Source organism: Paenibacillus xylanexedens (assembly GCF_007676705.1).
Classification (GTDB): domain Bacteria; phylum Bacillota; class Bacilli; order Paenibacillales; family Paenibacillaceae; genus Paenibacillus; species Paenibacillus xylanexedens_C.
In genome coordinates this window covers 1-25801 of the sequence record NZ_VEBF01000012.1, presented here as the reverse complement: position 1 = coordinate 25801, position 25801 = coordinate 1, and the positions used below count along the sequence as shown (strand labels likewise).

Annotated in this window: 29 protein-coding genes and 1 riboswitch; of the genes, 2 read left to right on the top strand and 27 right to left on the bottom strand. The window is 46.1% G+C overall.

All coding sequences use genetic code 11. The features are described from left to right. Positions 1 to 75: 75 nt before the first annotated feature. The 13 genes from FS628_RS29095 to FS628_RS29035 form a co-directional block, all read right to left on the bottom strand. On the bottom strand, positions 76 to 1029 hold the full coding sequence (locus FS628_RS29095) for a ribose-phosphate diphosphokinase (protein ID WP_017691370.1): 954 nt from the start codon (positions 1027 to 1029) through the stop codon (positions 76 to 78). Between the two features lie 100 nt (positions 1030 to 1129). Further along, on the bottom strand, positions 1130 to 2521 hold the full coding sequence (glmU, locus tag FS628_RS29090) for a bifunctional UDP-N-acetylglucosamine diphosphorylase/glucosamine-1-phosphate N-acetyltransferase GlmU (protein WP_440131323.1): 1392 nt from the start codon (positions 2519 to 2521) through the stop codon (positions 1130 to 1132). Positions 2522 to 2877: 356 nt separating this feature from the next. After that, on the bottom strand, positions 2878 to 3162 hold the full coding sequence (gene spoVG, locus FS628_RS29085; RefSeq protein ID WP_017691372.1) for a septation regulator SpoVG: 285 nt from the start codon (positions 3160 to 3162) through the stop codon (positions 2878 to 2880). 188 nt (positions 3163 to 3350) lie between these two features. Next, positions 3351 to 4178, bottom strand: a complete 828-nt coding sequence (gene purR, locus FS628_RS29080; RefSeq protein ID WP_145326525.1) for a pur operon repressor — start codon at positions 4176 to 4178, stop codon at positions 3351 to 3353. 97 nt (positions 4179 to 4275) lie between these two features. Beyond that, positions 4276 to 5130 carry a 4-(cytidine 5'-diphospho)-2-C-methyl-D-erythritol kinase gene (gene ispE / locus FS628_RS29075; protein ID WP_145326524.1) on the bottom strand — a complete coding sequence of 285 codons (855 nt, stop codon included), beginning with the start codon at positions 5128 to 5130 and terminating at the stop codon, positions 4276 to 4278. Between the two features lie 149 nt (positions 5131 to 5279). Further along, the gene (locus FS628_RS29070) at positions 5280 to 5456 is read right to left on the bottom strand and encodes a small, acid-soluble spore protein, alpha/beta type (protein ID WP_145326523.1); all 177 of its coding nucleotides are present in this window, start codon (positions 5454 to 5456) and stop codon (positions 5280 to 5282) included. 252 nt (positions 5457 to 5708) lie between these two features. Continuing rightward, the gene (gene veg / locus FS628_RS29065) at positions 5709 to 5984 is read right to left on the bottom strand and encodes a biofilm formation stimulator Veg (RefSeq protein WP_017691376.1); all 276 of its coding nucleotides are present in this window, start codon (positions 5982 to 5984) and stop codon (positions 5709 to 5711) included. Positions 5985 to 6137: 153 nt separating this feature from the next. Next, the gene (gene yabG, locus FS628_RS29060; protein WP_145326522.1) at positions 6138 to 7034 is read right to left on the bottom strand and encodes a sporulation peptidase YabG; all 897 of its coding nucleotides are present in this window, start codon (positions 7032 to 7034) and stop codon (positions 6138 to 6140) included. Between the two features lie 59 nt (positions 7035 to 7093). Further along, positions 7094 to 7996 (bottom strand): 16S rRNA (adenine(1518)-N(6)/adenine(1519)-N(6))-dimethyltransferase RsmA, encoded by a 903-nt coding sequence (gene rsmA / locus FS628_RS29055; protein ID WP_272907837.1) that lies wholly within the window; start codon positions 7994 to 7996, stop codon positions 7094 to 7096. A 4-nt stretch (positions 7997 to 8000) separates the two neighbouring features. Continuing rightward, positions 8001 to 8546 (bottom strand): ribonuclease M5, encoded by a 546-nt coding sequence (gene rnmV, locus FS628_RS29050; protein WP_145326521.1) that lies wholly within the window; start codon positions 8544 to 8546, stop codon positions 8001 to 8003. 155 nt (positions 8547 to 8701) lie between these two features. After that, positions 8702 to 9886 carry a 3D domain-containing protein gene (locus FS628_RS29045; RefSeq protein WP_145326520.1) on the bottom strand — a complete coding sequence of 395 codons (1185 nt, stop codon included), beginning with the start codon at positions 9884 to 9886 and terminating at the stop codon, positions 8702 to 8704. Positions 9887 to 10158: 272 nt separating this feature from the next. Beyond that, positions 10159 to 10412: riboswitch (cyclic di-AMP (ydaO/yuaA leader) on the bottom strand. A gap of 241 nt (positions 10413 to 10653) precedes the next feature. Then, a complete protein-coding gene (locus tag FS628_RS29040; RefSeq protein ID WP_186328010.1) occupies positions 10654 to 11424 on the bottom strand; it encodes a TatD family hydrolase in 771 nt (256 codons plus the stop codon). Between the two features lie 332 nt (positions 11425 to 11756). Next, positions 11757 to 13034, bottom strand: coding sequence for an HD domain-containing protein (locus FS628_RS29035; RefSeq protein ID WP_145326519.1), 1278 nt, complete (start codon positions 13032 to 13034; stop codon positions 11757 to 11759). Between the two features lie 306 nt (positions 13035 to 13340). Between FS628_RS29035 and FS628_RS29030 the strand changes: the two genes are divergently transcribed. Beyond that, a complete protein-coding gene (locus FS628_RS29030; protein WP_017691383.1) occupies positions 13341 to 13595 on the top strand; it encodes an AbrB/MazE/SpoVT family DNA-binding domain-containing protein in 255 nt (84 codons plus the stop codon). A 237-nt stretch (positions 13596 to 13832) separates the two neighbouring features. Here FS628_RS29030 and rsmI read toward each other — a convergent pair whose 3' ends face one another. From rsmI to FS628_RS31550, 13 genes are all read right to left on the bottom strand, one after another. Then, positions 13833 to 14717, bottom strand: coding sequence for a 16S rRNA (cytidine(1402)-2'-O)-methyltransferase (gene rsmI, locus FS628_RS29025; RefSeq protein ID WP_076334090.1), 885 nt, complete (start codon positions 14715 to 14717; stop codon positions 13833 to 13835). Then, on the bottom strand, positions 14718 to 15497 hold the full coding sequence (locus tag FS628_RS29020; RefSeq protein ID WP_145326518.1) for a tRNA1(Val) (adenine(37)-N6)-methyltransferase: 780 nt from the start codon (positions 15495 to 15497) through the stop codon (positions 14718 to 14720). Between the two features lie 94 nt (positions 15498 to 15591). Next, positions 15592 to 15960: a DNA replication initiation control protein YabA gene (gene yabA / locus FS628_RS29015; RefSeq protein ID WP_145326517.1), complete on the bottom strand. Its 369-nt coding sequence runs from the start codon at positions 15958 to 15960 to the stop codon at positions 15592 to 15594. A gap of 28 nt (positions 15961 to 15988) precedes the next feature. After that, entirely contained in the window at positions 15989 to 16789 is an 801-nt protein-coding gene (locus FS628_RS29010; protein WP_053778939.1) for a PSP1 domain-containing protein, read from the bottom strand. A gap of 117 nt (positions 16790 to 16906) precedes the next feature. Then, entirely contained in the window at positions 16907 to 17878 is a 972-nt protein-coding gene (gene holB / locus FS628_RS29005; RefSeq protein ID WP_145326516.1) for a DNA polymerase III subunit delta', read from the bottom strand. 9 nt (positions 17879 to 17887) lie between these two features. Further along, positions 17888 to 18331, bottom strand: coding sequence for a YaaR family protein (locus FS628_RS29000; RefSeq protein WP_017691389.1), 444 nt, complete (start codon positions 18329 to 18331; stop codon positions 17888 to 17890). 344 nt (positions 18332 to 18675) lie between these two features. Beyond that, a complete protein-coding gene (locus FS628_RS28995; protein WP_047914178.1) occupies positions 18676 to 19005 on the bottom strand; it encodes a cyclic-di-AMP receptor in 330 nt (109 codons plus the stop codon). 61 nt (positions 19006 to 19066) lie between these two features. Beyond that, positions 19067 to 19714, bottom strand: a complete 648-nt coding sequence (gene tmk, locus FS628_RS28990; protein ID WP_145326515.1) for a dTMP kinase — start codon at positions 19712 to 19714, stop codon at positions 19067 to 19069. Between the two features lie 216 nt (positions 19715 to 19930). After that, complete coding sequence (locus tag FS628_RS28985; RefSeq protein WP_145326514.1) at positions 19931 to 20623, bottom strand: LrgB family protein; 693 nt, start codon at positions 20621 to 20623, stop codon at positions 19931 to 19933. Continuing rightward, positions 20593 to 21132 carry a CidA/LrgA family protein gene (locus FS628_RS28980; protein ID WP_145326513.1) on the bottom strand — a complete coding sequence of 180 codons (540 nt, stop codon included), beginning with the start codon at positions 21130 to 21132 and terminating at the stop codon, positions 20593 to 20595. The genes FS628_RS28985 and FS628_RS28980 overlap by 31 nt, the downstream gene beginning before the upstream one ends. Before the next feature lie 47 nt (positions 21133 to 21179). Further along, the gene (locus tag FS628_RS28975; protein ID WP_145326512.1) at positions 21180 to 23012 is read right to left on the bottom strand and encodes an aminotransferase class I/II-fold pyridoxal phosphate-dependent enzyme; all 1833 of its coding nucleotides are present in this window, start codon (positions 23010 to 23012) and stop codon (positions 21180 to 21182) included. A gap of 254 nt (positions 23013 to 23266) precedes the next feature. Then, complete coding sequence (locus FS628_RS28970; RefSeq protein WP_145326511.1) at positions 23267 to 23452, bottom strand: sigma factor G inhibitor Gin; 186 nt, start codon at positions 23450 to 23452, stop codon at positions 23267 to 23269. A gap of 55 nt (positions 23453 to 23507) precedes the next feature. Beyond that, positions 23508 to 23645, bottom strand: a complete 138-nt coding sequence (locus FS628_RS31550) for a hypothetical protein (RefSeq protein ID WP_186328008.1) — start codon at positions 23643 to 23645, stop codon at positions 23508 to 23510. 305 nt (positions 23646 to 23950) lie between these two features. Between FS628_RS31550 and FS628_RS28965 the strand changes: the two genes are divergently transcribed. Next, positions 23951 to 24475, top strand: coding sequence for a hypothetical protein (locus tag FS628_RS28965; RefSeq protein ID WP_145326510.1), 525 nt, complete (start codon positions 23951 to 23953; stop codon positions 24473 to 24475). A 651-nt stretch (positions 24476 to 25126) separates the two neighbouring features. Here the strand turns inward: FS628_RS28965 and FS628_RS28960 are convergent. After that, positions 25127 to 25567, bottom strand: coding sequence for a hypothetical protein (locus FS628_RS28960; protein ID WP_082763048.1), 441 nt, complete (start codon positions 25565 to 25567; stop codon positions 25127 to 25129). Positions 25568 to 25801: the final 234 nt, after the last annotated feature.

Genomic DNA, 25801 nt, shown 5'->3' with positions numbered 1-25801 from the left:
ACGGCACGCCGACAGGGGTTACATTTTCCATTGAACCGGAAAACGTAACCCCTCTACTACTTTATGCAGACATCCTTATTCAATTTCAAACAGCTTGCTGATTGACAATTCCTCATGAACCCGGATAATTGCTTCCCCGAGCAAAGGTGCTACAGACAACACTTTGAGTTTGCTTGTCGGATTAGCATGCGTAATTGGAATGGTATCCGTTACGATGACTTCCTTCAATGGTGCATTCTCCAAACGTTCCATCGCAGGTCCGGACAATACCGGGTGAGTACAGCACGCGTATACTTCTTTTACGCCGCCTTCCATCAAAGCATTCGCTCCCAATACAATCGTTCCCGCTGTGTCAATAATGTCATCGATCAGAATGGCTGTTTTACCCTCGATGTTACCGATAATGTTCATCACTTCGCTGACATTCGGCTCAGGACGACGCTTATCGATAATCGCAAGTGGTGCATTCAGGAAATCAGCCAGTTTACGCGCGCGTACTACGCCGCCGTGGTCAGGCGACACAACAACTGGATTTTCGATCTGTTTCGACCGGAAATATTGAGCCAGAATCGGCACGCCGAGCAAATGATCGACCGGAATGTCGAAGAATCCCTGAATCTGCATTGCATGCAAGTCCATCGCGATGACACGGGTTGCACCCGCTTTTTCGATCAGGTTGGCAACCAGTTTCGCTGTAATCGGGTCACGCGAACGTGCCTTGCGATCCTGTCTAGCATAGCCATAGTAAGGAATAACGACGTTAATCGTCTTGGCAGATGCCCGTTTAAGTGCATCGATCATAACGAGCATTTCCATCAGGTTGTCATTAACCGGCAAGCAAGTGGACTGCACGATGTAGACGTGACAACCCCGAACACTCTCGGAGAGTTTCACTTGAATCTCACCATCACTAAAGCTGGTTGTATGAGATTCACCCATAGGAATCCCGATATAATCAGCAATTTGATGGGCGAGCTTGGGGTTAGAATTGCAAGTAAATATTTTTAATTTCGAATCAAAATAAGTCATAAAATAAAAACCCTCCGTGCTGGTTCATTGGAATCTATAAGCGTCTGCGACATGTCGGCACCTCCCGGTCTTCGGGAGGCAATCTTGTTATCAAAACCCCTTATTGGGATTTGGCATTTTGTTTCTTGGCTTTGGCACGTCCGCGAATCTTCTCCGCATAACCAGGTTTATTCTCCTGACGTGGACGAGCAATGGCCAGATCATTCTCGGGAACGGAATGGGTAACGGTGGAGCCAGCAACCACATAAGCGCCTTTTCCTACCGTAATCGGTGCGATTAGATTGACGTTGCTGCCTACAAAAGCATCATCTTCAATCGTTGTCACAGCTTTATTATAACCATCATAATTGACAGTTATTGCCCCGCATCCAACATTTACGTTTTTCCCTACTTTGGCATCCCCAATATAACTGAGATGAGATACTTTGGATCCTTCATCAATTGTAGCATTTTTCACTTCAACAAAGTCACCAATTTTTACGTTGCGACCAAGTTTAGTCCCTGGACGCAAATTAGCAAATGGACCAACCGTTGCATCAGAACCAACCTCGGCATTGGATAACACCGAATGTTTAATCGTAACTCCATCCTGAATAACGCTGTCTTCCACATCTGCCTGAGGACCAATATGACATGCTTCCCCAATGGAAGTGTTGCCTTTGAGGATCGTCCCCGGATACAATACCGTATCTGATCCAATCGTAACATCCGCCCCGATATATGTCGATGACGGATCAATGATCGTAACACCGTTCAACATATGACGTACGGCGAGACGTTCACGCATGAAGGCTTCGGCTTGCGAAAGTGCGAGTCGATCATTAACCCCGATGGATTCTGCGATGTCATCTGACATGTAGGCCTCAACGACTTCTCCATCTTTGCGGAAAATGCCAACCACGTCTGTGAGATAATACTCTCCCTGAGCGTTCTGGTTCGTCACTTTTTCCAGGGCAGCGAACAATTTGGCATTATCGAAACAGTATGTGCCTGTGTTAATCTCATTCACAGCATCTTCCTGCTCCGTGCAATCCTTTTGCTCCACAATCCGTTGTACAGACCCATCTTCTCCACGAATCACTCGGCCATAGCCTTTGGGATTGTCCAACTGAGCCGTAAGAACCGTCGCTGCTGCTCCGCTACTCTCATGGAGTTTCATCAGACCTTCCAATGTCTCACTGGTCACAAGCGGTGTATCTCCACAGACTACAATTGTAGAGCCTGTTTCGCCGCCAAGCAATGATTTAACCTGCTTCACTGCATGACCTGTTCCCAGTTGTTCCGCCTGAAGTGCGTACTCCGCTCTGGAACCCAAAAATGACTGCACCGCTTCGGCACCATGACCGACTACAACTACACTGCGTTCAACGCCTGCGCTGAGTGCTGCATCCAGCACATGTCCAACCATAGGTTTACCGCATACGGGATGCAGTACTTTGTACAATTTTGATTTCATTCGTTTTCCTTGCCCTGCGGCAAGAACGATTGCCATTCGTTTCAAAATTAACGACCTCCTGTTCTGAAAATCCCATTGAAGTGCATTGTTTACCTGATATCCAATGAGTATCGTCCAGCCGGCTTCAAGCCGGTCTTGTTCATCGCCTGCTGTCTCTGTAATCACACGTAACAACGCGGACACCAACGAATCGTGACCTATATGTATACGCCGTGTACCTGCGAGCTTAACCGAATCCCAATGATTCCTAAGATGCCGCCCTGCCATCAAGCGCACGATGCGCTTTTTGTTCTCTGCTAATAAACTCAATACTGAATATATCTTATTCCGGTCAAAAAGAAAAGAGAGCCATAAGACATGGCTCTCTTTTCCTTCGAACCCCAATAATGTTCTCAGGCACCTTCTTCAATGACTTCTTCCTCAGTTGCTGCGCGATCATATTCAGTCAAAACTGCTGCCTGAATCTTCTCACGAGTACCGGAAGAGATCGGGTGGGCGATATCACGGAACTCTCCGTCAGGAGTCCGCTTGCTCGGCATAGCAACAAACATTCCGTTGTTACCATCAATGACACGAATGTCATGAACGACGAATTCGTTATCGATGGTAATGGATGCGATAGCCTTCATTCTCCCCTCCGAGTTAACACGGCGGAGTCTGACATCCGTAATTTGCATGTGTGTGTTCACCACCTTTTTCCATCAGAACTTGGTGTATAATTCCACACAGCCTATACGAACTCCTTCTTTTTATAACCACAAAAATTTCCTAATTTCAGGAATTTTTTTATTTAATACACAATTCGACAACGTTAGTGCCAGGTCGATGGAAAAGAACCTTTCCCGACACGAAATTCGTCATCTTTCTACAGGTCAAAATAGTTGCCAGGCTTCACGGAAATGTGTCTGCTCTTGGCATCAACTGCTGTTAGCTTAGCCAACGATACGTAGTCTGTTAGCAGGCGTTCTTCTGAATCCACAGAACCAGATTCAACCAGCACCCCTACCCCGGCTACCGTAGCATTAAACTCGGCCAAAAGATCGATCATTCCTTGCACCGTACCCCCAGCCTTCATGAAGTCATCCACAATAAGTACTCTGGAGTGCTCACGCATCGCCCTGCGAGACAGGGACATGGTGTGCAGACTTTTATGGGACCCCGATACATAATTGATACTTACGGCCGATCCTTCTGTAGCCTGATGGTCCCTGCGTACGAGCACAACAGGCAGGTTGAGCTGGGCTCCGGTCGCATAAGCCAGTGGAATTCCCTTGGTTTCTACCGTCATAACCACATCAATATTCATGTTGCCAAAGGCCGTTGCAAAGATCTTGCCGGCTTCATTCATCAATGCGGGCTGTCCGAGCAGATCAGACATGTACAGGTATTCTCCAGGCAAGATCCGATCAGGCTGCGCGAGCTGGGTCGAGAGTCGCTCTGCAAAAGCCAATGCCAGCTCTCGGGACACCTTCGGAATCCATCTAACTCCCCCGGCTGCTCCAGCCAGTGTATTCAGTTCTCCTGACCCACCTTCTTCGAACACTTCCTTGATAATCGCCAAATCTTCACTAATCGAAGACTTCGCGGCTCCATAGCGTTCGGCAAATGTGGTGAGCGGAATAACCGTATGCGGTCTGGACAATAAGTATTGCGTCATTTCAACCAGCCTTGCGCTTCGTTTTAACTTCTTCACAGAGATCCATCCTCACGATCACGGAAACATCTAAATCCGAATAATTATTTAAAAATATATCACCTTTATACGTGTTTGTACATTATAAAAGCGAATTTTACGTCAACATACGTACAGCGTACACTTCTTTGCAGAAGCCGCGCAGACCATTGTATATCCGGGCAACCTTGGATTCTTTCGACACCAAACCAAATACCGTTGGACCACTGCCTGACATCAGCACACCGTCTGCACCCAGACGAATCATGGCATCCTTCAGATGCTGAACTTCCGGATACAGCTTCAACGTCACATCTTCGAGCACATTGCCCATCTGGTTACATACATCCGTAAATGATTGTTCACGAATAGCCTGTTCCATTTTGGCAGCACTCGGATGCCGAACAATCTTGTCACTACGAAACCGTCCGTATACATCGGCTGTAGACACATTAATAGGAGGCTTGGCCAGAATAACCCAGCATTGCGGCGGATTAGGCATGGGCGACAATTTCTCGCCACGTCCTGTAGCGAGCGCTGTCCCTCCTGTGATACAGAATGGAACATCCGAACCAAGTTCAGCTCCAAGCTCCTGTAGTTCGTGATCCGGTATATTGAGCCGCCAGAGACGGTTCAATCCGCGCAGAGTTGCTGCTGCATCACTGCTACCGCCTGCAAGTCCAGCTGCAACTGGAATCTTTTTGTCCAGATGAATATGAACTCCCGTGCGCACGTTATAGCGCTCCTTAATAAGCCGAGCTGCCTGGAAAGCCAAATTTTTCTCATCCAGTGGGATATACCCTGCCTGACTGGAGATGAAGATGGTATCTCGCGGCAGCTCCGACATTTCCAGTCGATCGGCCAGATCGACCATGGTCATAATCATTTCAACTTCATGGAATCCATCGCTTCTTTTATGTAAAACGTCCAGCATCAAATTAATTTTAGCAGGCGCTTTTTCGTAAATTTTCAAGGCGTTCACCCGTCCTCACCTTTTCCCTAAGACAACTTAACATATTATATCAAAATGGGGCTGTCAAGTCATTTCTATTCCGCATCTATGGGGAAAAAGCGGGGTTATTCCTGACGGATTTCCCCGCTTCTCAATCTGATGGAACCGGATTATGATTTGCGCGCAGCCTGTTCAGCAAGTTGAATTGCACGTTTTACCATGTTTCCTGCATCCTTGGCTTTGATCCCGCCCCAGCCTTCCTGTTGGACCGTATCATAGAAACCCAGGTCTTTTGCTAGTTCATTCTTCAGATCCTCTGACATGACACTTCTTCTCCGACTCATGATCCATCCTCCTCCTTAGTATCCTTCATGATCTGATGAGTCCGTTCACGCTTTAGACAACATACCTCCAGGTCAATTTCAGTTTCCCACCAATTGCTTAAGAAACTGTTCCTTCACCTGTCCAAATAGTATGCCGCGAGCGTCCCTCACTCATTCCTAAGTAAGTATGGTTTACCTTAGAGGACGAATTGGTGGTTTTGTGAAAAAACAAAAAAGCGATCCGCCTTGGGGGGCGAATCGCCTGTAAAACGATACTTACGTCTCCATATAGGAGCTATGCGTCTGGCTGCCTGGGTCATAGACCATGACTTCCACCGATTCCGTAAGTATATCCGCATAACTATAAGATACTCGCTTGAAAGTTTCTTGTTCCTCATCAAGCTTAACAATAAAAACAGAAGGGTACGTTTCTTCCAATACACCCGTACGCTCAATGGTCTTACGGCGGCCACCATTAGCCCGCAACATAATTTTCTGACCAATATGTGCGTCGAGATTGCGTTTGATATCCAACAGCGTGTTTTTAGCCATTGTCGACGACCACCTCTTTTCTTGTCCATTATACCGGATTTTACAGTCATTGTCAAATCAAAACTAATTATTATATCAGCATCAAAAAGTTGTTGTCAATGAATTTTTTTGCAAACAAAAAAAGCCCCAAATTGGGACTTTAAATGGCCTACATCAGACTGCAGATGGGTTCACTTTTAGCGTGGATAAATCATTCAAACCCGGCAGACCTACCCGGTAACTCCCACGTGTCTCCACACCACCCACACCTTGGCTACCACTGATGGTATTGTGCAGAACATCACTCATGTTAACTGTATCCCGCACAGATGTGAAGGAGGCCTTAGCTGCCACATAGACCGGATCAAGTGCATGAATAAGAATTCTGCCCGGAGAACTGGCAAAGTTCGCCCCAGCGCGCAGCAGTGCCTCAAAATGGGACTGACAGGCCCCTGCCACGATGGTGAGTGCATCCAGATGACGTTCATATTGTCTGGCCACCTGAATGGCCGCCACAAAATTTTGCGAGTTCTTGTAGCTACCAAGACTATATAAGTCATAGGGCTGACGCGTCTTTAACACCCCATCATGACCCGTAATTACGACGATATCCGGACGGACTTTGGGTAACAAACGGTATAAGGTATCTGCCATTGCAGATTCATGAACATACTGTCCCTCCGCAGGAACACGTAGCTGTTCATAGAGATCCATGCTTTTTTTTAGATAATTCGGATCTCCATCTAGATGAAGCACCTTGCCAGGCATTTCAAAATAAGCTGGTTCCTGCTGAGCAGACCAATCCTGCACCAGACCTTCACGATTCCGCTCAGCCTGCTCCTTACGATTCTGCTGCAGGCGTGACAAGGTCTGATGTGCTTTAATATGCGCCTGTCTGGTCTTGGCACTTTGCGGTTCGTAGGGAACCTGTATCAAATCATCCACCGGGGAATCGGCAAGCAGCCGGAACTCAGTCCCTTTAATGACCGCAGTATCCAACTGGAGGCCTTCCACCCGAAAAGTCACATCGCCGCCGTATGACTTCCGAACGACCAAGTCTCCGATATTCATCAACGTAATCACCTCTACCCCATCGTATGGGCAGAGACCCGGTTTGGTTCATTCGAATTTTACAGCGCCGCGCGTACCCCTGCTTCCCACATCACGGTACTGAGCGTAGCATACTCCTGCAGACTCAACGTTTCTCCGCGCCGGGAAGGTTGAATACCTGCCTGCTCCAACAGAATATCTGCCTGTTCCCGGTTCTCCTTTGTGAAGAAGCGTGCTTTCAGGTTGTTCGAGATTGTTTTTCTCCGCTGGGCAAAAGAAGCCTGTACCACTTCGAAGTAGTGTGCTTCATCAGGAATCTCAACTGGCGGTTGCTCACGCACCTTGAGCTTAATAACAGCCGACTCCACATTAGGTTGCGGAATAAAGACTGTAGGAGGCACAATACAAACCAGCTCCGGCATACTGTAATACTGAACTGCAATGCTCAGACTGCCGTAGTCTTTCGATCCCGGTGCAGCAGCCATACGTTCAGCGACTTCTTTCTGAATCATGACGACGATGCTGTCTACCGGCAGCTTCTCTTCCAGCAGTTTCATCATGATGGGGGTCGTTACATAATAAGGCAGGTTAGCCACGACACTGACTTTATCCACGGAGGCAAAATCCGTATTAAACAACTCAGCCAGATCAAGCTTCAGCACATCCCCATGATGAACACGTACATTCGAATAAGGCTGCATCACTTCTCCCAGGATTGGAATCAAGCGCTGATCAATCTCTACGGCTGTGACAGGACCTGCTACCCGAGCCAATCGCTCCGTAAGGGCTCCAATACCCGGCCCGATCTCCAGCGCACCCTTGGACTCATCCAAATCGGCTGCATTAACAATCTTGTTCAGTATATTTTGATCGATCAGAAAGTTCTGACCCAGACTTTTCTTGAATGAGAATCCGTGTCTTTGAATAATCTCTTTGGTTCGCTTGGGCGTTGCAATTTCAATCGTTTCTTCCATGTCTTTCATATGCTCACAATCCTTCGCGTTCAATTTGCGCTAATGCTATGGAGAACTCTTCCCGTGTAATCTGAAATACACTCAGACGTTTGTGGAACTGCTTACCATTACAATATCCAATGCCCAGCAGATTGCCCATCTCCATACGACGTGCGGCAGCCTGCGGGTGTACAATAAGTCCTGCCGCGATCAGGTCCTCCCAATCGATGAGGCTTGGAGCACCTTCGTATGAAGTATGTACGCGTTCCAGCGCGTGCCGAATCGCCTCTGGTGAGGCGTTCTCCACCCCGATGTCTCCTTTGCGCGTCGCATCGGCCTCCGGAATGAAGGCATGCTTGCAGCCAGGAACTTTGTTCGCAATAATTTTACGAATGCGCTCGCCGGCATGATCCGGATCTGTGAGTACAATGACTCCCCGTCTCTCCTGAGCTAGTGCAATCCGTTTCAGAATGCGTTGGTTGATGGCTGACCCGCCTGTTTCTATCGTATCGGCTTCCACAGCCCGGCGAATGGCTACCGTGTCATCGCGGCCTTCCACCACAATCACTTCTTTTATCATGTTCCATTTCTTCCTTTCTAACGCAAAAAGAAGAGGAATATCCTCTTCTCTGCCAAACGGCGGGGGAGACTGAATTCAGACCCCTCCGCCGCATATTCCGCATGAATCATTCATGCAACTATTTTATAGCATTCCCATTTCAAAGTAAAACGATTTTAGTTCGCTTCCGGCTTCACCGGACCGATCACGTAGACCGTCTTGCCTTTCTTACGTCCAAAATTCAGGGCATGCTTCACACTGTCATAATATACATCAATTTTGTTGCCTTTAATGGCACCGCCTGTATCTTCCGCACGACGGAAGCCCAGACCCTCGATATATACCCACCAGCCAATTGGAATGACTTTGGGATCAACCGCAATGGTGCGCCCTTCCGTTACACGAGTACCGGAAGCTGTTTTGGTGCCTATGCCAGGCTCTTCGGAAGAGTAGGCAGTCATGGATACGTTCTTCAGTACTTTGGAGTATTTAAAAGAAGTCCCGGATACGGTAATCACTTTGCTGCCCGAGGCAGATGTTTTCTTCGAGTTCGTTGTTGTAGCCTTTTTGGTTGTAGAAGTTTGAGCCGATACCGTCTGAATCTGAGGTTCTTTCACGACCGGTTTCGCCTTGGTGCCGACAGCAATCACTTTATCTACGCGATTATTCGCAACCGATTTGCCAACCATTTTTTTGGAGACCAATTCTCCATCCTGAAATACCTTTTCAATATGCTGTACAAGTTTGCCTTCTTTGCCGTTTACAACGACACGGTTATCCCCTTTGTACAAGCTAGGGTCAGCCGTTTTAATTACTTTGTAAGCGATCGGTTGCTCTACTTCCACTGTACGCTTTGTTACACGCACTACACGGATCTTCATATCCGCTTTGATAGCAGTTCCAAGCGCCGGATATACTTTATCATTATTTTCAACTTGAATACCTGATTTTTGAATTGCATCTTCTACCGATGAATCGGTTGTATACAGAGTCTTGGTGTCTCCGTCTGCCGTAATGTTGACTGGAACGGCCCGCTCAATAACGATTCGGTCTCCATCTGTAATTGCTCCATTGAGCGGAATGGATACCTGATCGTGAGGGCTGACTGTGATTGACTGCTCCTCCAGCATTTCCTGAAGCATTCCTGTACGAGTCTCTACCACCTGAGCTTTGCCATCAATAACCAGTGAAATTTGTTTCCCGGCCTGACCGTAAACGACTAACAAGATCATGATTGTAAGCGCAATTGAGAAAATCGCGATCAATGCCATTTGACGCATGTTCTCATGCTTCCACCGCAACGCGAAAGACTTACTGGATGATCGTGACTCATGGGTCTCTTCTGGTTGGAATGTGCCCACTTCTCCGTCCTCCTTCATAGCCTCGCCGTCTAAAGTAATGCATGATGTCTTTGACGTGACTATACCAATTTTTCTACAGAACACAGATCGGACCATATGACCGGTTCTGCACCATGAATCAATCTTCGCAACATGATGTCATCCTCCTGAATACCTACCGTATGATGACAACCTTTCTTTTATTCAAAAACAAAAAAAGCCAAAGAAAGAGTGTAAGAGGAACTCTTTCGTGGCTTCCGAATGATTTTGAATATCGGAAATTCATGCACGAGGTTGCCTCTCTTTTTCCGCTTGCGAGGTTAGCTGTCGGGTTCGGGCGAAAGAGAGCCGCCCTATCTTGGGTCACCCGCTCATGGCGGACGCCCTTGAATTCACCCCGAGACCCAAAGAAGAAATCAAATATGGCTTCGCAATTCCTTTCGCTGCTTTTGGGTCAGCGAATGATGCGCAGCAGCTACATACACCGCTGTTTAAGCCTTATTGGTTCCCCCGCTCTCCGTTAACGGAGACTCAGCGAGACTGATTCATGAAAGTAATGTTGTTTCATCGGAAAGTGTCCCTTTGTTCATCCCCCGAACATCTGTCCAATTTTCCGCACAACAATTCACTGAAAAGATGATATCCTGTTTTGATGCATGTTGTAAAGCGTTGATCAAGTACGTTTTTCTGAATATTTGGTTAAAATATTGTAATATTCTTGATTTATTTGGATCAAAGAGCAAATTACCTCCGCTTACCTGCCTTTTTCACCTGATTTACTCAATTTTTTAACGAATCCCAAATCGTTCCATGGCATTTCTGGTCGTTATTGCAGCAATTTCCTCTACCGAAATGCCTTTAATTTCCGCTGCTGCCTCTGCAACCAGACGTACATGCGCTGTTTCATTTCGTTTCCCACGATACGGATGAGGTGTCAGATATGGAGCATCTGTTTCAATGAAAAACCGGTCCATCGGAACCTTCGCCAGCACCTCTTTGGGCTGTTTTGCATTTTTGAATGTGATCGGGCCTCCAAAGGACAGGTGGAAGCCCATATCGAGACAACTTTTCGCGGTTTCCCAGCTGCCTGAGAAGGAGTGCATAACACCACCAACCTCGCCAGCTTTCTCTTCACGCAAAATTCTTATAATATCTTCGTGTGCATCTCGATTATGGATGACAATGGGCATGTTCACTTCACGAGCCAATGCAATTTGTTGTCGTAATACGCGATGCTGCACTTCCTTCGGTGAAGTATCCCAGTGATAATCCAACCCAATCTCACCAATCGCAACCACTTTTTCATGCTTGCATAAAGATGCAATCCATTCCAGATCGCCCTCCTGCATTGTGATCGCATCTACGGGGTGCCACCCTACAGCTGCATATATAAAATCATACGTTTCAGCAAGTTTCATGGTGGTCGGGATCGTCTCACGGTTAAAGCCAATGTTGATCATGCGACCAACTCCGGCATCCACAGCACGCTGAATCATGTCCTCGCGGTCCTCGTCGAATTGTGGTGCATCCAGATGTGTATGTGTGTCGAAAAGCATCATGTTTGTATCTCCCTTCATGTCGAACTAACGACTATCTTTGTTTAAAAATTCAATGTGTAAAATTCAATATATCATTGCTTCATAGATAAAACATTTTGGGGAATCTGTATATTGCCATCATTACATTCATTGCATCGCAACTACAATATATAGAAGATGTACAGATACTCTGGTCTACATATGGCTGATTGAGATGATTCCACTTGCTTGCATTTACAAAATTATGTCGATCTACATATACTGCCCATTAAAGCAGATTACTGTATCATGAAAAATAGCTCTTTTAGAAAGTCTTTTGAACTCAAAGTTTTCACCAAGTTGTACCCTCATCATTACAAGAAATAGGGGCGTATATGGGACGGTAATTCATGAATAATCGCATCCACCTTGTTTTGCGGGTAATACAAATGATGTTTGCCCCGATGCAGTCCACTAATGGACCGGACAATGTCGGATACTTCTGACAACTCATGTAACTTGTCCTGTCGATCGAGCAGAAGAATCTGCTTATCTGTGGATTCATCCGGACGAAACACATCATACGGATTATCCGACGGAAAATCAATTTCAAGATCATATTCGGGATTCAGACCTGCCTGGATAAAAGCTTCCCGAATCTCTTCCATCATTGTCAAGTCGGTCTGTTCAAGCTCTACATACTTATATAACTTGCGATCCATGAAACGTTCGCATAACTCACTCAGAACAGCATCGTCCTCCTTGCGCCACTGCGCAAATGCCGTCTGAATAAGGGCTTCGTCCAACTGCAAATATTCATCTACCGAGAGTTCTCCTTCAAATAATTGAGGAAGTGGATCGATCAAGAAGCGGAATTGGAAACCTTCTTCTATGAGTGCTTTCGCTCGCTTGAATATTTGCCGCAATATAATTTCGGAACTACGGGTTACCGGATGAAAGTAAATCTGCCAATACATCTGGTACCGAGACATTAAGTAATCCTCCACAGCATGCATGCCTGACTCCTTGACTACAATTCGTCCATGATAGGGACGGAGCATGCGAAGGATACGATCAAGGTCGATCGTGCCATAATTTACTCCCGTAAAGTAAGCATCCCTGAGCAAATAATCCATTCGGTCTGCATCCAGAGGACTAGTCACCAGATTGACCACAATGGGCTGCTCATACGTTTTTTGAATCACAGAAGCCACTTTCTCAGGAAAATCAGGAGCATACCGTCTTAAGATTGCCCCTACTTCGGTATCACCTGTAATGATGCGACAAGTCCAATCTTCATGATTCATGTCAAAAGCTTCCTCAATGGAATGAGAGAACGGCCCATGCCCAAGGTCATGAAGTAGAGCTGCGCATAGCGCTACAATCTTTTCTTCCTTTGGCCAATCTGAATAATGACTTCTTTCAAATTGAGAGATGATCTTGCGCGTAATCTCATACACACCCAGTGAATGTGAGAAACGACTGTGCTCTGCTCCATGAAAGGTAAGGTAAGAAGTCCCCAACTGACGAATCCGGCGTAACCGCTGAAACTCCGGGGTGTTGATTAACTCCCATATAATCGGATCTTGCACGTGGATATAATTATGTACCGGATCTTTAAACACTTTCTCTTCCGTTAGACGTTGTTCCATGTCGACTCACTCCTTTAATTTCTTTTATATTAACGCTTTGACCTCTACGATTCGACACGATTTGACGAACTTTGTCGAATAAGGTAGTTTTGTCGTTTTCCAAATCGACAAAGCTGACATTGATGTTTAAATACGAAAAACAGCTTGCAATCCCTTACCACCAGTAACCTTAGGAAAAACAGCCTTAATTTTAAGCTAATTTTAAGGTTGACTGATTTGGGAATCGTTGGTATGATGAGTATCATAAAACATAAAATAATGTCGAATAATGACAAAGATAGTTAGCTGAGAGGAGCACTGATTATAATGATGAAATCAACAGGTATTGTAAGAAAAGTGGACGAACTGGGACGGGTAGTTATTCCAATTGAATTGCGCCGTACGCTCGGTATTGGTGAAAAAGATGCTCTGGAAATCTATGTTGACGGCGAGCGCATCATGTTGAAAAAATACGAGCCTGCTTGTATCTTCTGTGGTAATGCAGAGAACGTTACTTACTTCAAAGGTAAAATCGTTTGTAACGAATGTATTTCCGAAATCCCTGCACCTGTAGCAAAATAAAAAATTACAGGTACACTGGACTTATCTAAATTGTTATTTCTAACCTTTTTAATATTCCTTAATGGCCTTCCCGGTGTGAATACACCGTGGAAGGTATTTTTTTGCCCTGTTATGGGTTCCATTACCCAAAATGAGTCTGTCACACTCCACCAAGGAGAGAGTGGTAAACATTCGTTTGGAATTATTTTGAACCACTCTGTTCTTTTAATGTTCCACTCATGTTGGAGGTCAGATTCGCTATTCGATTAACGCATTATATACATCGCGCTTCGTCAGACCACGATCGGTTGCTGTTTTTTTCATCGCATCTTTGCGGTTATGTCCTTCACCCTCATAATGACTGACATGATCGGCGAGCGACATGAGCTGCCACCACGCTTCGCGCTCAGCCTTACGCTCCTCTTCCTTGATGCCTTCTACCAGTAAACAATACTCACCCAGAGGCGGATGCTCTTCAAGCCAGTCGATGCATTCCTTCACACTACCCCTTGCGAATTCCTCATGACGCTTGGTTAGCTCACGAGCCAGGACGATCGAGCGATCCCCCAGAATTTCTTCAAGATGGACTAATGTTTTGCGAATACGGTGAGGTGATTCATAAAATAACAAAGTCCCATTGGATTCGTCAAAAGCTTCCAGCACTTTTCGCATGTCCTTTTTCTCCCGCGGCAAAAAGCCGCCGAATGTAAAACGCTCCGTCGGTAATCCGGACACGATCAGAGCAGACAACGCAGCATTGGGTCCAGGGATGGGAATGACCGTAATTCCAGCTTCAAGCGCAAGCTGTACAAGGTCGGAACCAGGGTCCGAAATGGCCGGCAGACCAGCATCGCTGACGAGTGCCAGATTTTTTCCTTCTATTATATAGCGTATCAGTTCAGGGCCACTTGCTCCCTTATTATGTTCATGATAACTAAACAACATGGACGGTGTAATTTCAAAATGGGTAAGCAGCTTTCGAGTCTGACGTGTATCTTCTGCCGCAATGATGTCACAGCTCTGCAACGTCTTGATCGCCCGGAATGTCATATCCTCCAGATTACCAATGGGTGTTCCCACCAGATATAGCTTGCCTGAACCTTCAGGCTGCTCCGCATAGCTTTTCTGAATATGCAAAGTCATCTAAAGTCCTCCTTTCGTTGTACGCTCAGCATGTTGCTGACCATAATAAATATCCATAATCTCTTCGCAGTATTTCCCCTCTTCATTGTAGACAATGAGTGGAGGAAGCATCCTCACTTCGGGTTTACCATCTTTCATTCCTTCAATTAACACCATATTGGCCTCCAGATGAGCACGGGGATGTACCATCCGAATTCGTTTTGGCTCCAGCTTATACTCACGCATGAGCGAGATAATCTCTGCAAGCCGCTGTGGACGATGAACCATGGATACTTTGCCACCATTACGTACAAGTCGACTGCAAGCCTGGATCACTTCTTCCAGGGTACATCCAATCTCATGACGTGCCATTGCCTGATGTGTGTTCATCTTGAGATCACTGCCATTCAGAGGCATGTATGGAGGATTAACCGTTATTGCATCATAGACAGCGTGGCCCGTTTCTTTCACGAGTTCTCGCAAATCACCCTCACGAATCATAATCGATTCGTCCAGTGCATTTAATTGTACGCTGCGACGAGCCATATCAGCCAAACGTGGCTGAATCTCGATCCCCTCCAGACTAGCCTGCGTACGCGTTGTAAGCAGAATAGGAACTACTCCATTGCCTGTACACAAATCAAGTACACGACCCCGTTTGGGTACAGAAGCAAACCGAGCCAACAATACCGCATCCATTGAAAAACTGAATACTTCATCACTTTGAATGATTCTCAGATCATGAGAGAGCAGATCATCAATCCGCTCTGACTCATGTAACACTACTTCTTTTGCTTCCATATGTTACGCTCATCCTCCGGTACTCTATATCTCATGTTTGTATCTTTAGGTTTGTAACCTTGAAAAAAAACCGTAGGGGATCCCTACGGTCACTTCATTTATTCAAAAAAGACAGGCAGAACAGACAATCGCCTTCCGTCCGCAGATGTCCATAATAGACGTTGCAGATATGGAAGCCTTCGTGATACAACCGAGCCAGATTATCATACCCTTCACCCACGACATCTTCACCTGTAGCCGGACCTGCGGGTCTGGCTACAGGAGCGAGTGCTGCGGAGATCGGCAGATCTGCCGGAGCCTCACGTTTGAGCAGTTTGCGTAACTGCTCATTCTCGATGGTAAGCCGCTGATTATCCTCAAGCAGCTCCTTCACAATCATTTTTAACTCTCCTAAATCACCGTGCAACTGACCCAGTTGGGTTTCCATTTCATGAATGTGCGTAAACAGATTTTTCTTTTCCAAGTTTCCACCCCGAAGCAACCTTTATGGTTTACTTGATAACGACGTCATCCAGCGGAAGTTCTTTGACTTTACTGATGTCGAACAGTTGAACATGGACTGTGCGGCTACCGGCATTAATTCCGACAACTTTTCCTTCACCCAATGAGGTGACGACCAGTTTGCCTACAGCCGGCAGTTCTTCTCTCACACTTTCATAGTTATCATGCTCAAATTTCAGACAGCACATGAGTCTTCCGCACAACCCTGAAATTTTCGTCGGATTCAGTGATAGGCTCTGATCTTTAGCCATCTTGATTGATACCGGCTCAAAGTCTCCCAGCCAGGAAGAACAACACAACACACGGCCGCAAGGTCCGATTCCGCCAAGCATCTTCGCTTCATCACGTACACCAATCTGTCTCAGCTCGATTCGTGTCCGGAAAATGCTTGCCAGATCCTTAACCAGCTCCCGGAAATCGACTCTTCCTTCAGCTGTAAAATAAAATATGATTTTATTGCGATCAAACGTAAATTCCACATCGACCAGCTTCATTTTGAGGCCATGGTCTTTGATTTTATTTAAACAAGTACCGAATGCTTCTTTGGCTGCACGCTTGTTCTCATCCACCACACGGGCATCTGTCTCGCCCGCAACACGGATGACTTTCTTCAGCGGCAACACCACATCGGACTCGCCCACTTCCTTCTTACCAACGACAACCTTACCGTACTCTACCCCCCGCGCTGTCTCCACGATAACGCAGTTTTCTTTCTCAATGGGAAGGTCCAGGGGATCGAAGTAATAAATTTTGCCCGCTTTTTTGAAACGGACACCCACTACACTGTACAAAAAATTAACCCCCTTGTAAGCCAACCCCACTTCGTCTGAAGCCCCGTCTTCTTAGGGAACCGGCCGAAGTTATAACCGTTTGCATATGATTGGAGCTAATGCTGCCCTCTCCCAGTCTTATGCCAAACCGATCAAAAATTGCTCCAGACAAAGCTGGCCATTGACATTGAAACGCAATTTTTTTCTGCATGCTGCGGCCATATCCATATAGGAGACCCACTGCTCTGTGCTGCGGGTATGTGCCAACTGAGATAGCATGTCTAACTGATCTATAAAAACGATATGTTCATGCCTATCGTACTGAACATACAGCATGTCCCTAAACCATAGATGGAACAAACTAAGCAGCATGTCCAGGTGTTCAGAGAGTCCGGTTTTAAAAAGCTTCTGCTGTGCAGAGATCAATGATGTACTTCCTCTACCCAGGGACTCCTTCCCTAATTGTAACATTACGTTTCTAATTTCTGCAAACCAATTCTGCTGGAGAATTTCTCTACATGCTTCCAATCCTGACGCTAAATGGACGGCAGACCGAGCCAGATTGGCAGGGTGCCCTTCCTCAATCAGAGATTGCAACATCTCCTCCGGTTTCAGTGCGCTGAACGGCACCAATTGGGAACGAGACCGGATGGTGGGCAGCATAGCCTGTCCATTATCTGTAATTAGGATGCCGACTGCTGGTACTTGTGGTTCCTCCAGAAATTTAAGCAAACTGTTCGCTGCCTGCACCGTCATTTTCTCAGCTTGTTCTATAATATATACTTTGGGATGGCCTGCCTCAGATCGGTATGAAAAGATACGCTGCAGGTCCCGGATTTGATCTATTTTAATGTTGTTTCCATCTGGTGCAAGCATGGTTAGATCCGGATGGTTACCATGATCCACCTTACGACATTCAAGACACTGCCCACATGCGTCATCTTCTAACTCTGTACAAAATATCGCCTTGGCGAAAGTAATTGCCGTCTTCCGCTGCCCGCTACCCGCTGGACCGCTAAATAAATACGCATGGCTTATTGCCTGACGTCTCAAACTGCTTTGTAACATTTGCTTGGCCGCCTGTTGACCCATAATTTGTTGAAAGGACATACTTCCTCCTCAGAAGCTTAAATTAATAAGCATCCCCCGAATTTCGCCTACTTGTTGTAATAGAGAGATTTTTCCTTCTTCTGTATCCAGCAATTCATCAGCCATGGATAACAGAGCGGAGTCAATTTCATCAATCAGCTTATAACGCTTGCCTCTGCCACGACGATCCCAACCCCTAGTCTCTTTCATGGATACACCGCGGCGAACGGTCTCTTCCAGAAACCTTTTAACAAGTTGCTTATACGCCTTCAGCTCACGAATCGTCATGGAACGTGCCAAGCGATCGCCCTGAAGCTGGATTTCACTAAACCGGCGATTCAGTTCAGCTTGTGAGGCTCGTTCCCCCTGGTGATTCATCATATCAGAGAAATTTTTGGATTGGACCGGTTTGGAACCTGAATCAGTAGAACTGATCCCGCTCTGAATCGGTCTGAATCCAGGATTGATTTTCATGGATACGCCCGCTTTCTATCATAGTTAGCCAATCGCCCATCAGCACAGTGCGCGTTGCGCCTGTGCGTGAGGATGAGGCCTTTATATATGTTAATTCACACTCTATATATAATGGTAGATACACATCACCATCAAGGACTTGTTGTTTGTAGTCAACCTCTTTCCGAAATGAACCATTCCCTGGCTGGGAGATGCTCATCCGGAAAGAGTGTGCCAATTCATCTCATAAGAAAGGCGTTCCGTAAGCAGCACGCACAAACTCTGTTTAAATCTTCTTGCATTCATCGTTTCCAACATGCTATCGAAAATGAAAGACCCTCATGGGATCCATGCAATAGGTTTAATTAGAAATGTTCGAAGCGATCTACCGGGAGAACAAATACAGTAGCTCCACCTACTTGAACTTCAACAGGTAGCGGCAGGTAAGAGTCGGTTGTTCCACTCATCGGTGTGACCGGAGTCACGAGCTGTTCACGAACCTTACAGCTGCTGCGAATGACGTTCATTACGGATTCGACTTGACTATCATCGACACCGATCATAAACGTCGTGTTGCCTGCCTTCAAAAATCCGCCCGTACTGGCAAGCTTCGTTGCCCGAAAGTTTGCTTTGACCAATGCGCTGGATAATCGGTTGCTGTCTTTATCCTGTATAATCGCAACAATCAGTTTCATCCTGCATAACCTCCTTTAGAATAAGCACCTTTATCAAATGCCCTGTCTATATATTAGACAATTACTCGTCAAAATCCTTCAAAATCCCTGTCTCCAGCGACAAAATCATTGCTGCCAAGACGTCCTCCTGCTTCATGGAAGCATCGATAACCCTGATCCGTTCCGGGAACTGCTCTTTTAATAGGAAGTAACCCTCTCGCACTTTACGGTGAAACTCCAGGTTCTCCAGATCCAGACGGTTCACTTCGCGGCCATCATGAGCGTCGATCCGGGCAAGCCCCACTTCAGGCTCGATATCCAGATATAAGGTCACATCCGGCATAAGATCACCGATTGCAAAGCGATTAATGGCCCATACATTCTCTATCCCGAGTCCACGGGCGTATCCTTGATAGACCAGACTGCTATCGACAAATCGGTCACAGATGACTGCCTTTCCAGCTCTCAGTGCAGGCTCTACCTTCTCCGCCAGATGCTGGCTGCGAGCAGCTGCATACAATAGTGCTTCGGTTCGAGCATCCATTGCCGTATGAAGAGGGTCCAGAATAATGGAACGTATTTTCTCCGCAATCTCAATTCCGCCTGGCTCTCGCGTAACTACGTAAGGTATACCCTGTTCTTCAAAATAAGAACCTATTCTCCCGATCATCGTCGTTTTACCGGAACCCTCTCCCCCTTCCAGCGTAATGAATTTACCTCTGCCCTGCATATGCTTCCCTGCTTTCTATGTCGATAATTGCATCTATTGCTGCTGTAATGAATATGCTTAGACCCTCTTGCTACAGGATATGATATCCCCCACCCAGAGGTGTATGGCTCAGCTATACCGGTACGTATTAATAACACAAAGATCATACAAGCTTGTTTTCTTTCTATAATACTATAGGTCAGCGGTTACTCCAACATGAACTACAAAGTAAAGCATTCAACCGTAGATGATCCATACCCATAATGGAAGCATAATTGATCCGGCAATGGCACTGACAATCATGGATACCGAGCTGAGGGTTACCGCATTCTCTCCATATTCATAAGACCTTGCCATGCCAAGGGCATGAGATGCTGAACCCAGTCCAATTCCATAGGCATGTTCACTGCGAACTTTAGCCCATTTCAACAACATTGGCCCCAGTAGTATTCCTGAGAAACCTGCAATCATCACAAACAGTGAAGTGAATGAGGCGTTCCCTCCAACCTGATCAGCAAGTTGAATAGCCACAGGAGTCGTCACGGATTTTGGCAACAAAGCGATAACCATATCTTCAGGATAGCCAAGCACAATAGCAATTAAGGCACCTGTGACGATACCTGTAATACTGCCCCCGATCGTTCCACCCACAATTGGAATGATATTTTGCTTCAGCACGTGCAGATGTCTGGACAAGGGAAAAGCGAGAGATACAACTGCTGGGCCCAAAAGTTCTTGTATCCATCTACCACCGAGCATATACGTATCCAGCTTTATATTGGAGATCACCAAGATCAGGATCAGTATGGCAGTCGTTGTGAGTACAGGCATCAGTATCGGCCATTTTAACCTTTTATATAGACGAGTGGCTGGAATATATACAGCGATGGTTAGCGCGATCATTCCAATTCCGAGGATGAATGCTGACATGGGATCGCCTCCTTTTTACCTGAATGAGACAATCTCCATGTCATAAGCCACTCACTTACTTTGGCAGATACCAGACATGTGATTAATGTGCTAACAATCAAACCAAGGACTAATAACAATGTGTTAGCTCGGAAAAAATCAAAATGATTAATGATACCCACAGTAGGTGGGATGAACAACAATTGCAGATGAGATTGAAGCCACGTTGACCCTTCTTCTCCCCAGCTCATTTTGATCCATCCCAGTTGAATGGCGATAAACAATACCAGCATGCCCACAATACTGCCTGTTAACGGTAGATGTAATAAAGCTTGAATAATGTTTCCTATCCAATAAAAACCATACATCAACAAAACTTGCAGGACTATTCCTGTATATTTTTTTAGCGGAATACCCAAAGTGTTCCCTTCTTTCTTATGTCTATCTGTATACGTTGAACTAACAAGTGGATTAATGACCAAGAGACCCTCACATGTGTAGGGTCCGGTATCGCAATTTGTATTGGTCATATAGACTACCTAGTGGTAAATGCAATTCAGATTTTCATGTGTATCTTTTAATCCTTCATGACCTTCAATGACTGTAAGGATGCATCTGATACCCCATGAAACTTTGCTCCTTCATCCCGCAGGAGTATTATACGTGCTACCATCGATGGACTTAGGCGTTCACCTGGATATACAAGTGGAATCCCTGGAGGATACGGGACAACCATCTCAGCTGATCGACAGCCCGCGCTTTCTTCTATCGGGACATTGATCGTATCCGTCTCCACAATGGGTTGCAGTGTAAAGGAGATCGGTTCTGAAAAGCGAGTGTTTTCTTGTAAATTGTTCCACGTGGAAATGTAATGCGCTGAACCTTTCGCAAGCTGTTGCGAGGGCTCTGTACTTGAATGAATCTGCTCATGCCCATTGGTAGAGCTGATATGGTGTAAAGCCTGCAATAGGTGCTGAGCATCTAGAACCGTTGAGCCCAGGCTGAAGAGCAAGACGACGTACCGTTCGTCGCTCATCTCAGGCACACAGCCGCATGCTTCCAGCTGCTGCTGTAGCCCATAACCGCTCAGCACCCCTGTGCCGTCATAGATGACGGCCTTGAATGGGTCCTGAGCGGTATACCCCGCGACAGATGGTATCGCCGCCGCGGTCAGGCCCTCCCGTGTCTGCTGCGCAGCGGACACGGACATGCCAGCCGGCTTCGCTGTTCCGGCTGGCGGTTCTTGCTGCAGCGGCTGTGCAGGCTGCAGCAACTGGAAGCGCGGCAGCTCTGCGAGGCCGCGCTTAAAGGCGTCCACGGCGGCGAGCCCCGCCGTGAAGGTGTTCGCGCCCTGCACGTGCAGCAGGCGACGCGCCAGATCAAGCGAAGCCATCACCGGGTATGATGGGCTTGAGCTTTGCACCATGGCCAGGCGCTGCCTTAACAGGGACCGATTTAACCGTGGTCCCTGAATGTGCAGCATGGCACCCATGGTGAAGGCCGTCAGCATCTTATGCGTCGACTGCACCACACCGTCTGCGCCGCATGACAGTGCAGAGACTGGCAGCTCCGGATGCTGCCCATAGTGTGCGCCATGCGCTTCATCCACGAGCAATGGCATGCCAGCATCGTGACACAACTTGGCAATGGGCGTCAGATCAGCGCCCATGCCGTAATAATTGGGCAACGTGACGAGTACTCCCTTTGCCTCAGGATAGGACTGGACAGCAGCCTGAACCGTCTCCACCGACGGCATGACCGCAAGTCCAGACGCAGGATCAACCCACGGCTCCAGAAATACAGCTCTTGCGCCTGCCAGCATTAACCCGTGAATAACGGATTTGTGTATATTCCGTTGCACCAATACAATACTGCTCGGCTCATCGCACACAGTTAGCAATAGAGAAAGATTACCTGCCGTGCTGCCTCCCACAAGGAAGAAACTCTCCTCCGCTCCAAAACAATCTGCCGCAAGCTCCTGCGCTTCCTGGATCACACCCTCAGGATGATGCAAATCATCGGTACCCGTAATCTCCGTAACATCCATCTCCATCATCTCTAGAAATGAACGCACTGGTACCAATTCTATTTCCGACTGATTCCCTTCGCCACCAAAACGTTTCCCGCTCTCCATATCAGCTCCATGTTCATCAATCGAACTGAATCTGAATTGCTCTACCCTTTGGTTAACAATCCCTCCTGCACCGTTCTGAATCTCTCCGTTGTGCTGGTGTTCCTCCTCAACGATATCCTTAACGGGAGGCTTTTCCGATTCTGCTTCTTCCACCAAATATCGGTAAGCTTGTCCATTCTTATGCCCAGGCACATGAAAAGAACGCTGCTTCGAATCACGATACGCAAGCAACGCTTCATATAAAGGGGCTCTACTTGATTTAGTTTTATGATCCATGAAGTAACCATCCTGTACATATATAATGTGAGTTCTATGCATTCTAATATGCTTCCTATACTCAGTAACGTCCTTCTTCCCCATCTGCAGACGTTCTACTGTAAACTATCCATATCATTATATCAGCATACGCCTTCCTTAGATGGCAGACAAGGCGATCTCTCCTAAAAACAGAAAAAGGCCCATTGGGCCTCTACACACATCAGCATCATTGCAATGCGATGTTCTAACTTCTACTTCTATAGCAACGTTAATTATGCGTTTTTTTGTACCCAAATCTGTTTCATCTGATTGATAAAATAATTGTACTTGGCATCCTGCGCATCGGTATGAACCATTTCTGCTTCACAAGCGTCACATATGAATTCAGATACAATAAAAATGCCTTCTCTTTTTCTTTGCTCGCAGATAATACATGTGTGTTCGGCATGTTCTTCCATGAACCATCCCACCTTGTTTTACGTTTACTATCAGTATTGCACAGTTTCTATTATTTTAAACATTTTCATAGTGCTTTCTTTCTATAAAATATATATATTCGCCCACCCCCTCTTGGGTGTCTGTACCGAAAAATACATTCATTCTTCCTACAAAAGCATTCACCTGCTTATGTTCTATACCGTTATCCTGCATTCCATCGCATTTCCCTCTAAATCATGTATCCCTCTGGTCTGACTCAAAACTTATATTCAATTTTCTTAAAAAAACTTGGAATCTCAGCCGATATATAATACATGATAACGATATCAAAGCCTGACAGTCCGTGTATTCAGGAGTATACTGAGATAAGCTCCGTCAAATCTCAATATCTTGTACAATCTTCATGGCTTGAGATACAAGGTTCATATATACATACATGATTCATTCCCTTATACACCTGCACGAAAATGACTACTTACCCCACACAAACGTGAATCCGAAGGAGGATATATAATCGTATGATCGCCGAACCGGAGAATAAAGCAACGTTCTATCAATACCGGCTTCTGAAAAAAAAGGCTATCGCCCGCAGCGTCATCTATAGCTATCTGTGTCTGCCGGTCATCATGCTCTTATTCAATCTACTCGCATTCTCCTGGACTGGCCTCTTCTTTTTTGTACTGGCAGGCCCAATCACCATCTGGATTCATTATGTCATTGCCCGAACCATATTACTTCTGGTCCGTACCTCTTATGCCAAACGGTGGCGCTGGAATCTGCGTATGCCCTGGTTAGGTTATATCCCTGATCAGCATTTCAGCTTCCGCATGTTTACCCGGGTACATCTAAACATGAGCTGGATTGGACTATGTATCATTACTGTGTGTTTGATATGGTCGCCCTTGTCCTTCACCCTCTCGCTGATCTTCTGGCATTTGTGGCTGCTTGGCCCTCGCTTATATGTTGTAATGGTTCTCTCCCGCGAGCGCAAAGATGGACTTATCAAATTGAATGAACAAGATGTCTCATACTATCTGCAATAAATAACCTCTATTCATCCAATGATAAATGTACCTCACTTATCTGTAATACATAACGGCTGAGTCCTTCGGATATTCAGATACAAAAACCTGTTACTCGTATCCTCCATGACTCAGCCCCACATACTCAAATAAAGGTTATCCACAGTGGATAACCTTTATTTATCTTCTCCCTCTCTTCTCTTATCCACAGCATGAGTGTAGTTAAAAATGTTATCCCCACCCCTGGCTCCATTTCATCTCCTCTTTTTCTCCGCTTCTCCATATCTCATGACCCAGTTAGCCTGTATATCTTACGCCTTTAAACGATCTCTTGCTCAGTCTGAGCTCCATCCCTTCTGGTTAAGCCGTCTCCACCAGCCATTCAATACCTCAGAATATCTCTATAAAACTCTACTTCTCTATATCTTTACCCTACCTTTAAAGCTCAGCACTCCCCTTATAGTTCAAGCACAGATACTGCCTTTCTATACAACCATGTCTACTCCAAATCCTCTGTACCTTTTATGCTTCTCCTGCACATAACGCGATAGGTATTTCATTACTGCCTACTTCCGCAAAATAACAAAAAGCCCCCGATCAAGTACACGGGAGCTTTACTATATAAGGAACATCACAGCGTTAATTATTCATACCTACCATGCTCACAGCAGCTCAATCATCTTCAGCCAATGATTTAACTGTCGTTTGTGTAGCATCATTTCTAGGAACCATTAGTGTAAAGGAACCGTCATGTACCGCTAAATGAACAGTATGTCCTTCCTTTGCAAATACACGCAAGGTACTGGATTCATTGGATGTACCCTTGGCTTGCCTCTCTGTCCAACCCCAGCTTTTGATCTCGTCTAGATATACCTCAGGCAAACTAGTGCTTTCACTAATACCAGACAGCGTATATCGAACATAATCCATATCCGAATTGTTTTCGGACTGGTCAGATTTATTCGCTACTTTAGGCACCGGAAAACTCTTCTCGTTAACCGCACCTTCATATGAAGTCCATACAGCTCCTGAAGCTTCACCGCATCCTGCCAGAACAACCGTCAGGCAAAGCAACAGAAATGATTGTAGTCCAAGTCTCCGCCAACTTAACACACACACCCTCCTTTTCACAGCTGCACATTCCAGCTCTGTGGTCAGGTACTTTTAGCATATTTAACATAGTCCTATTATACTGGTTTTACCGCTGTTATCCGTAACAAAAATGTTACCTTCAATTGACGAACATGTTAAAGCTTCCGCTCATCATATTTAATCCTTATACACAAATAAAAACCACCACCGAATAACATCGGCAGTGGTTCTTTGCTTGGCGGCGTCCTACTCTCC

What these genes read in the sequence shown, in the direction of transcription:
- FS628_RS29040 (WP_186328010.1), bottom strand. Translation starts at nt 11,424, where the DNA reads ATGATGCTTTTCGACACACATACACATCTGGATGCACCACAATTCGAC.
- tmk (WP_145326515.1), bottom strand. Translation starts at nt 19,714, where the DNA reads ATGCAGGGCAGAGGTAAATTCATTACGCTGGAAGGGGGAGAGGGTTCC.
- rnmV (WP_145326521.1), bottom strand. Translation starts at nt 8,546, where the DNA reads ATGATAAAAGAAGTGATTGTGGTGGAAGGCCGCGATGACACGGTAGCC.
- FS628_RS28980 (WP_145326513.1), bottom strand. Translation starts at nt 21,132, where the DNA reads ATGACCAATACAAATTGCGATACCGGACCCTACACATGTGAGGGTCTC.
- yabG (WP_145326522.1), bottom strand. Translation starts at nt 7,034, where the DNA reads ATGAATATCGGAGACTTGGTCGTTCGGAAGTCATACGGCGGCGATGTG.
- FS628_RS28995 (WP_047914178.1), bottom strand. Translation starts at nt 19,005, where the DNA reads ATGAAACTGATTGTTGCGATTATACAGGATAAAGACAGCAACCGATTA.
- FS628_RS29095 (WP_017691370.1), bottom strand. Translation starts at nt 1,029, where the DNA reads ATGACTTATTTTGATTCGAAATTAAAAATATTTACTTGCAATTCTAAC.
- FS628_RS29035 (WP_145326519.1), bottom strand. Translation starts at nt 13,034, where the DNA reads ATGGAACAACGTCTAACGGAAGAGAAAGTGTTTAAAGATCCGGTACAT.
- rsmA (WP_272907837.1), bottom strand. Translation starts at nt 7,996, where the DNA reads ATGAAAGACATGGAAGAAACGATTGAAATTGCAACGCCCAAGCGAACC.
- FS628_RS31550 (WP_186328008.1), bottom strand. Translation starts at nt 23,645, where the DNA reads ATGCAGGATAACGGTATAGAACATAAGCAGGTGAATGCTTTTGTAGGA.
- FS628_RS29030 (WP_017691383.1), top strand. Translation starts at nt 13,341, where the DNA reads ATGATGAAATCAACAGGTATTGTAAGAAAAGTGGACGAACTGGGACGG.
- FS628_RS28965 (WP_145326510.1), top strand. Translation starts at nt 23,951, where the DNA reads ATGATCGCCGAACCGGAGAATAAAGCAACGTTCTATCAATACCGGCTT.
- veg (WP_017691376.1), bottom strand. Translation starts at nt 5,984, where the DNA reads ATGGCTAAAAACACGCTGTTGGATATCAAACGCAATCTCGACGCACAT.
- FS628_RS28970 (WP_145326511.1), bottom strand. Translation starts at nt 23,452, where the DNA reads ATGGAAGAACATGCCGAACACACATGTATTATCTGCGAGCAAAGAAAA.
- FS628_RS29000 (WP_017691389.1), bottom strand. Translation starts at nt 18,331, where the DNA reads ATGAAAATCAATCCTGGATTCAGACCGATTCAGAGCGGGATCAGTTCT.
- glmU (WP_440131323.1), bottom strand. Translation starts at nt 2,521, where the DNA reads ATGGCAATCGTTCTTGCCGCAGGGCAAGGAAAACGAATGAAATCAAAA.
- holB (WP_145326516.1), bottom strand. Translation starts at nt 17,878, where the DNA reads ATGTCCTTTCAACAAATTATGGGTCAACAGGCGGCCAAGCAAATGTTA.
- FS628_RS28985 (WP_145326514.1), bottom strand. Translation starts at nt 20,623, where the DNA reads ATGTCAGCATTCATCCTCGGAATTGGAATGATCGCGCTAACCATCGCT.
- rsmI (WP_076334090.1), bottom strand. Translation starts at nt 14,717, where the DNA reads ATGACTTTGCATATTCAGAAAAGCTATGCGGAGCAGCCTGAAGGTTCA.
- FS628_RS28975 (WP_145326512.1), bottom strand. Translation starts at nt 23,012, where the DNA reads ATGGATCATAAAACTAAATCAAGTAGAGCCCCTTTATATGAAGCGTTG.
- FS628_RS29020 (WP_145326518.1), bottom strand. Translation starts at nt 15,497, where the DNA reads ATGGAAGCAAAAGAAGTAGTGTTACATGAGTCAGAGCGGATTGATGAT.
- spoVG (WP_017691372.1), bottom strand. Translation starts at nt 3,162, where the DNA reads ATGCAAATTACGGATGTCAGACTCCGCCGTGTTAACTCGGAGGGGAGA.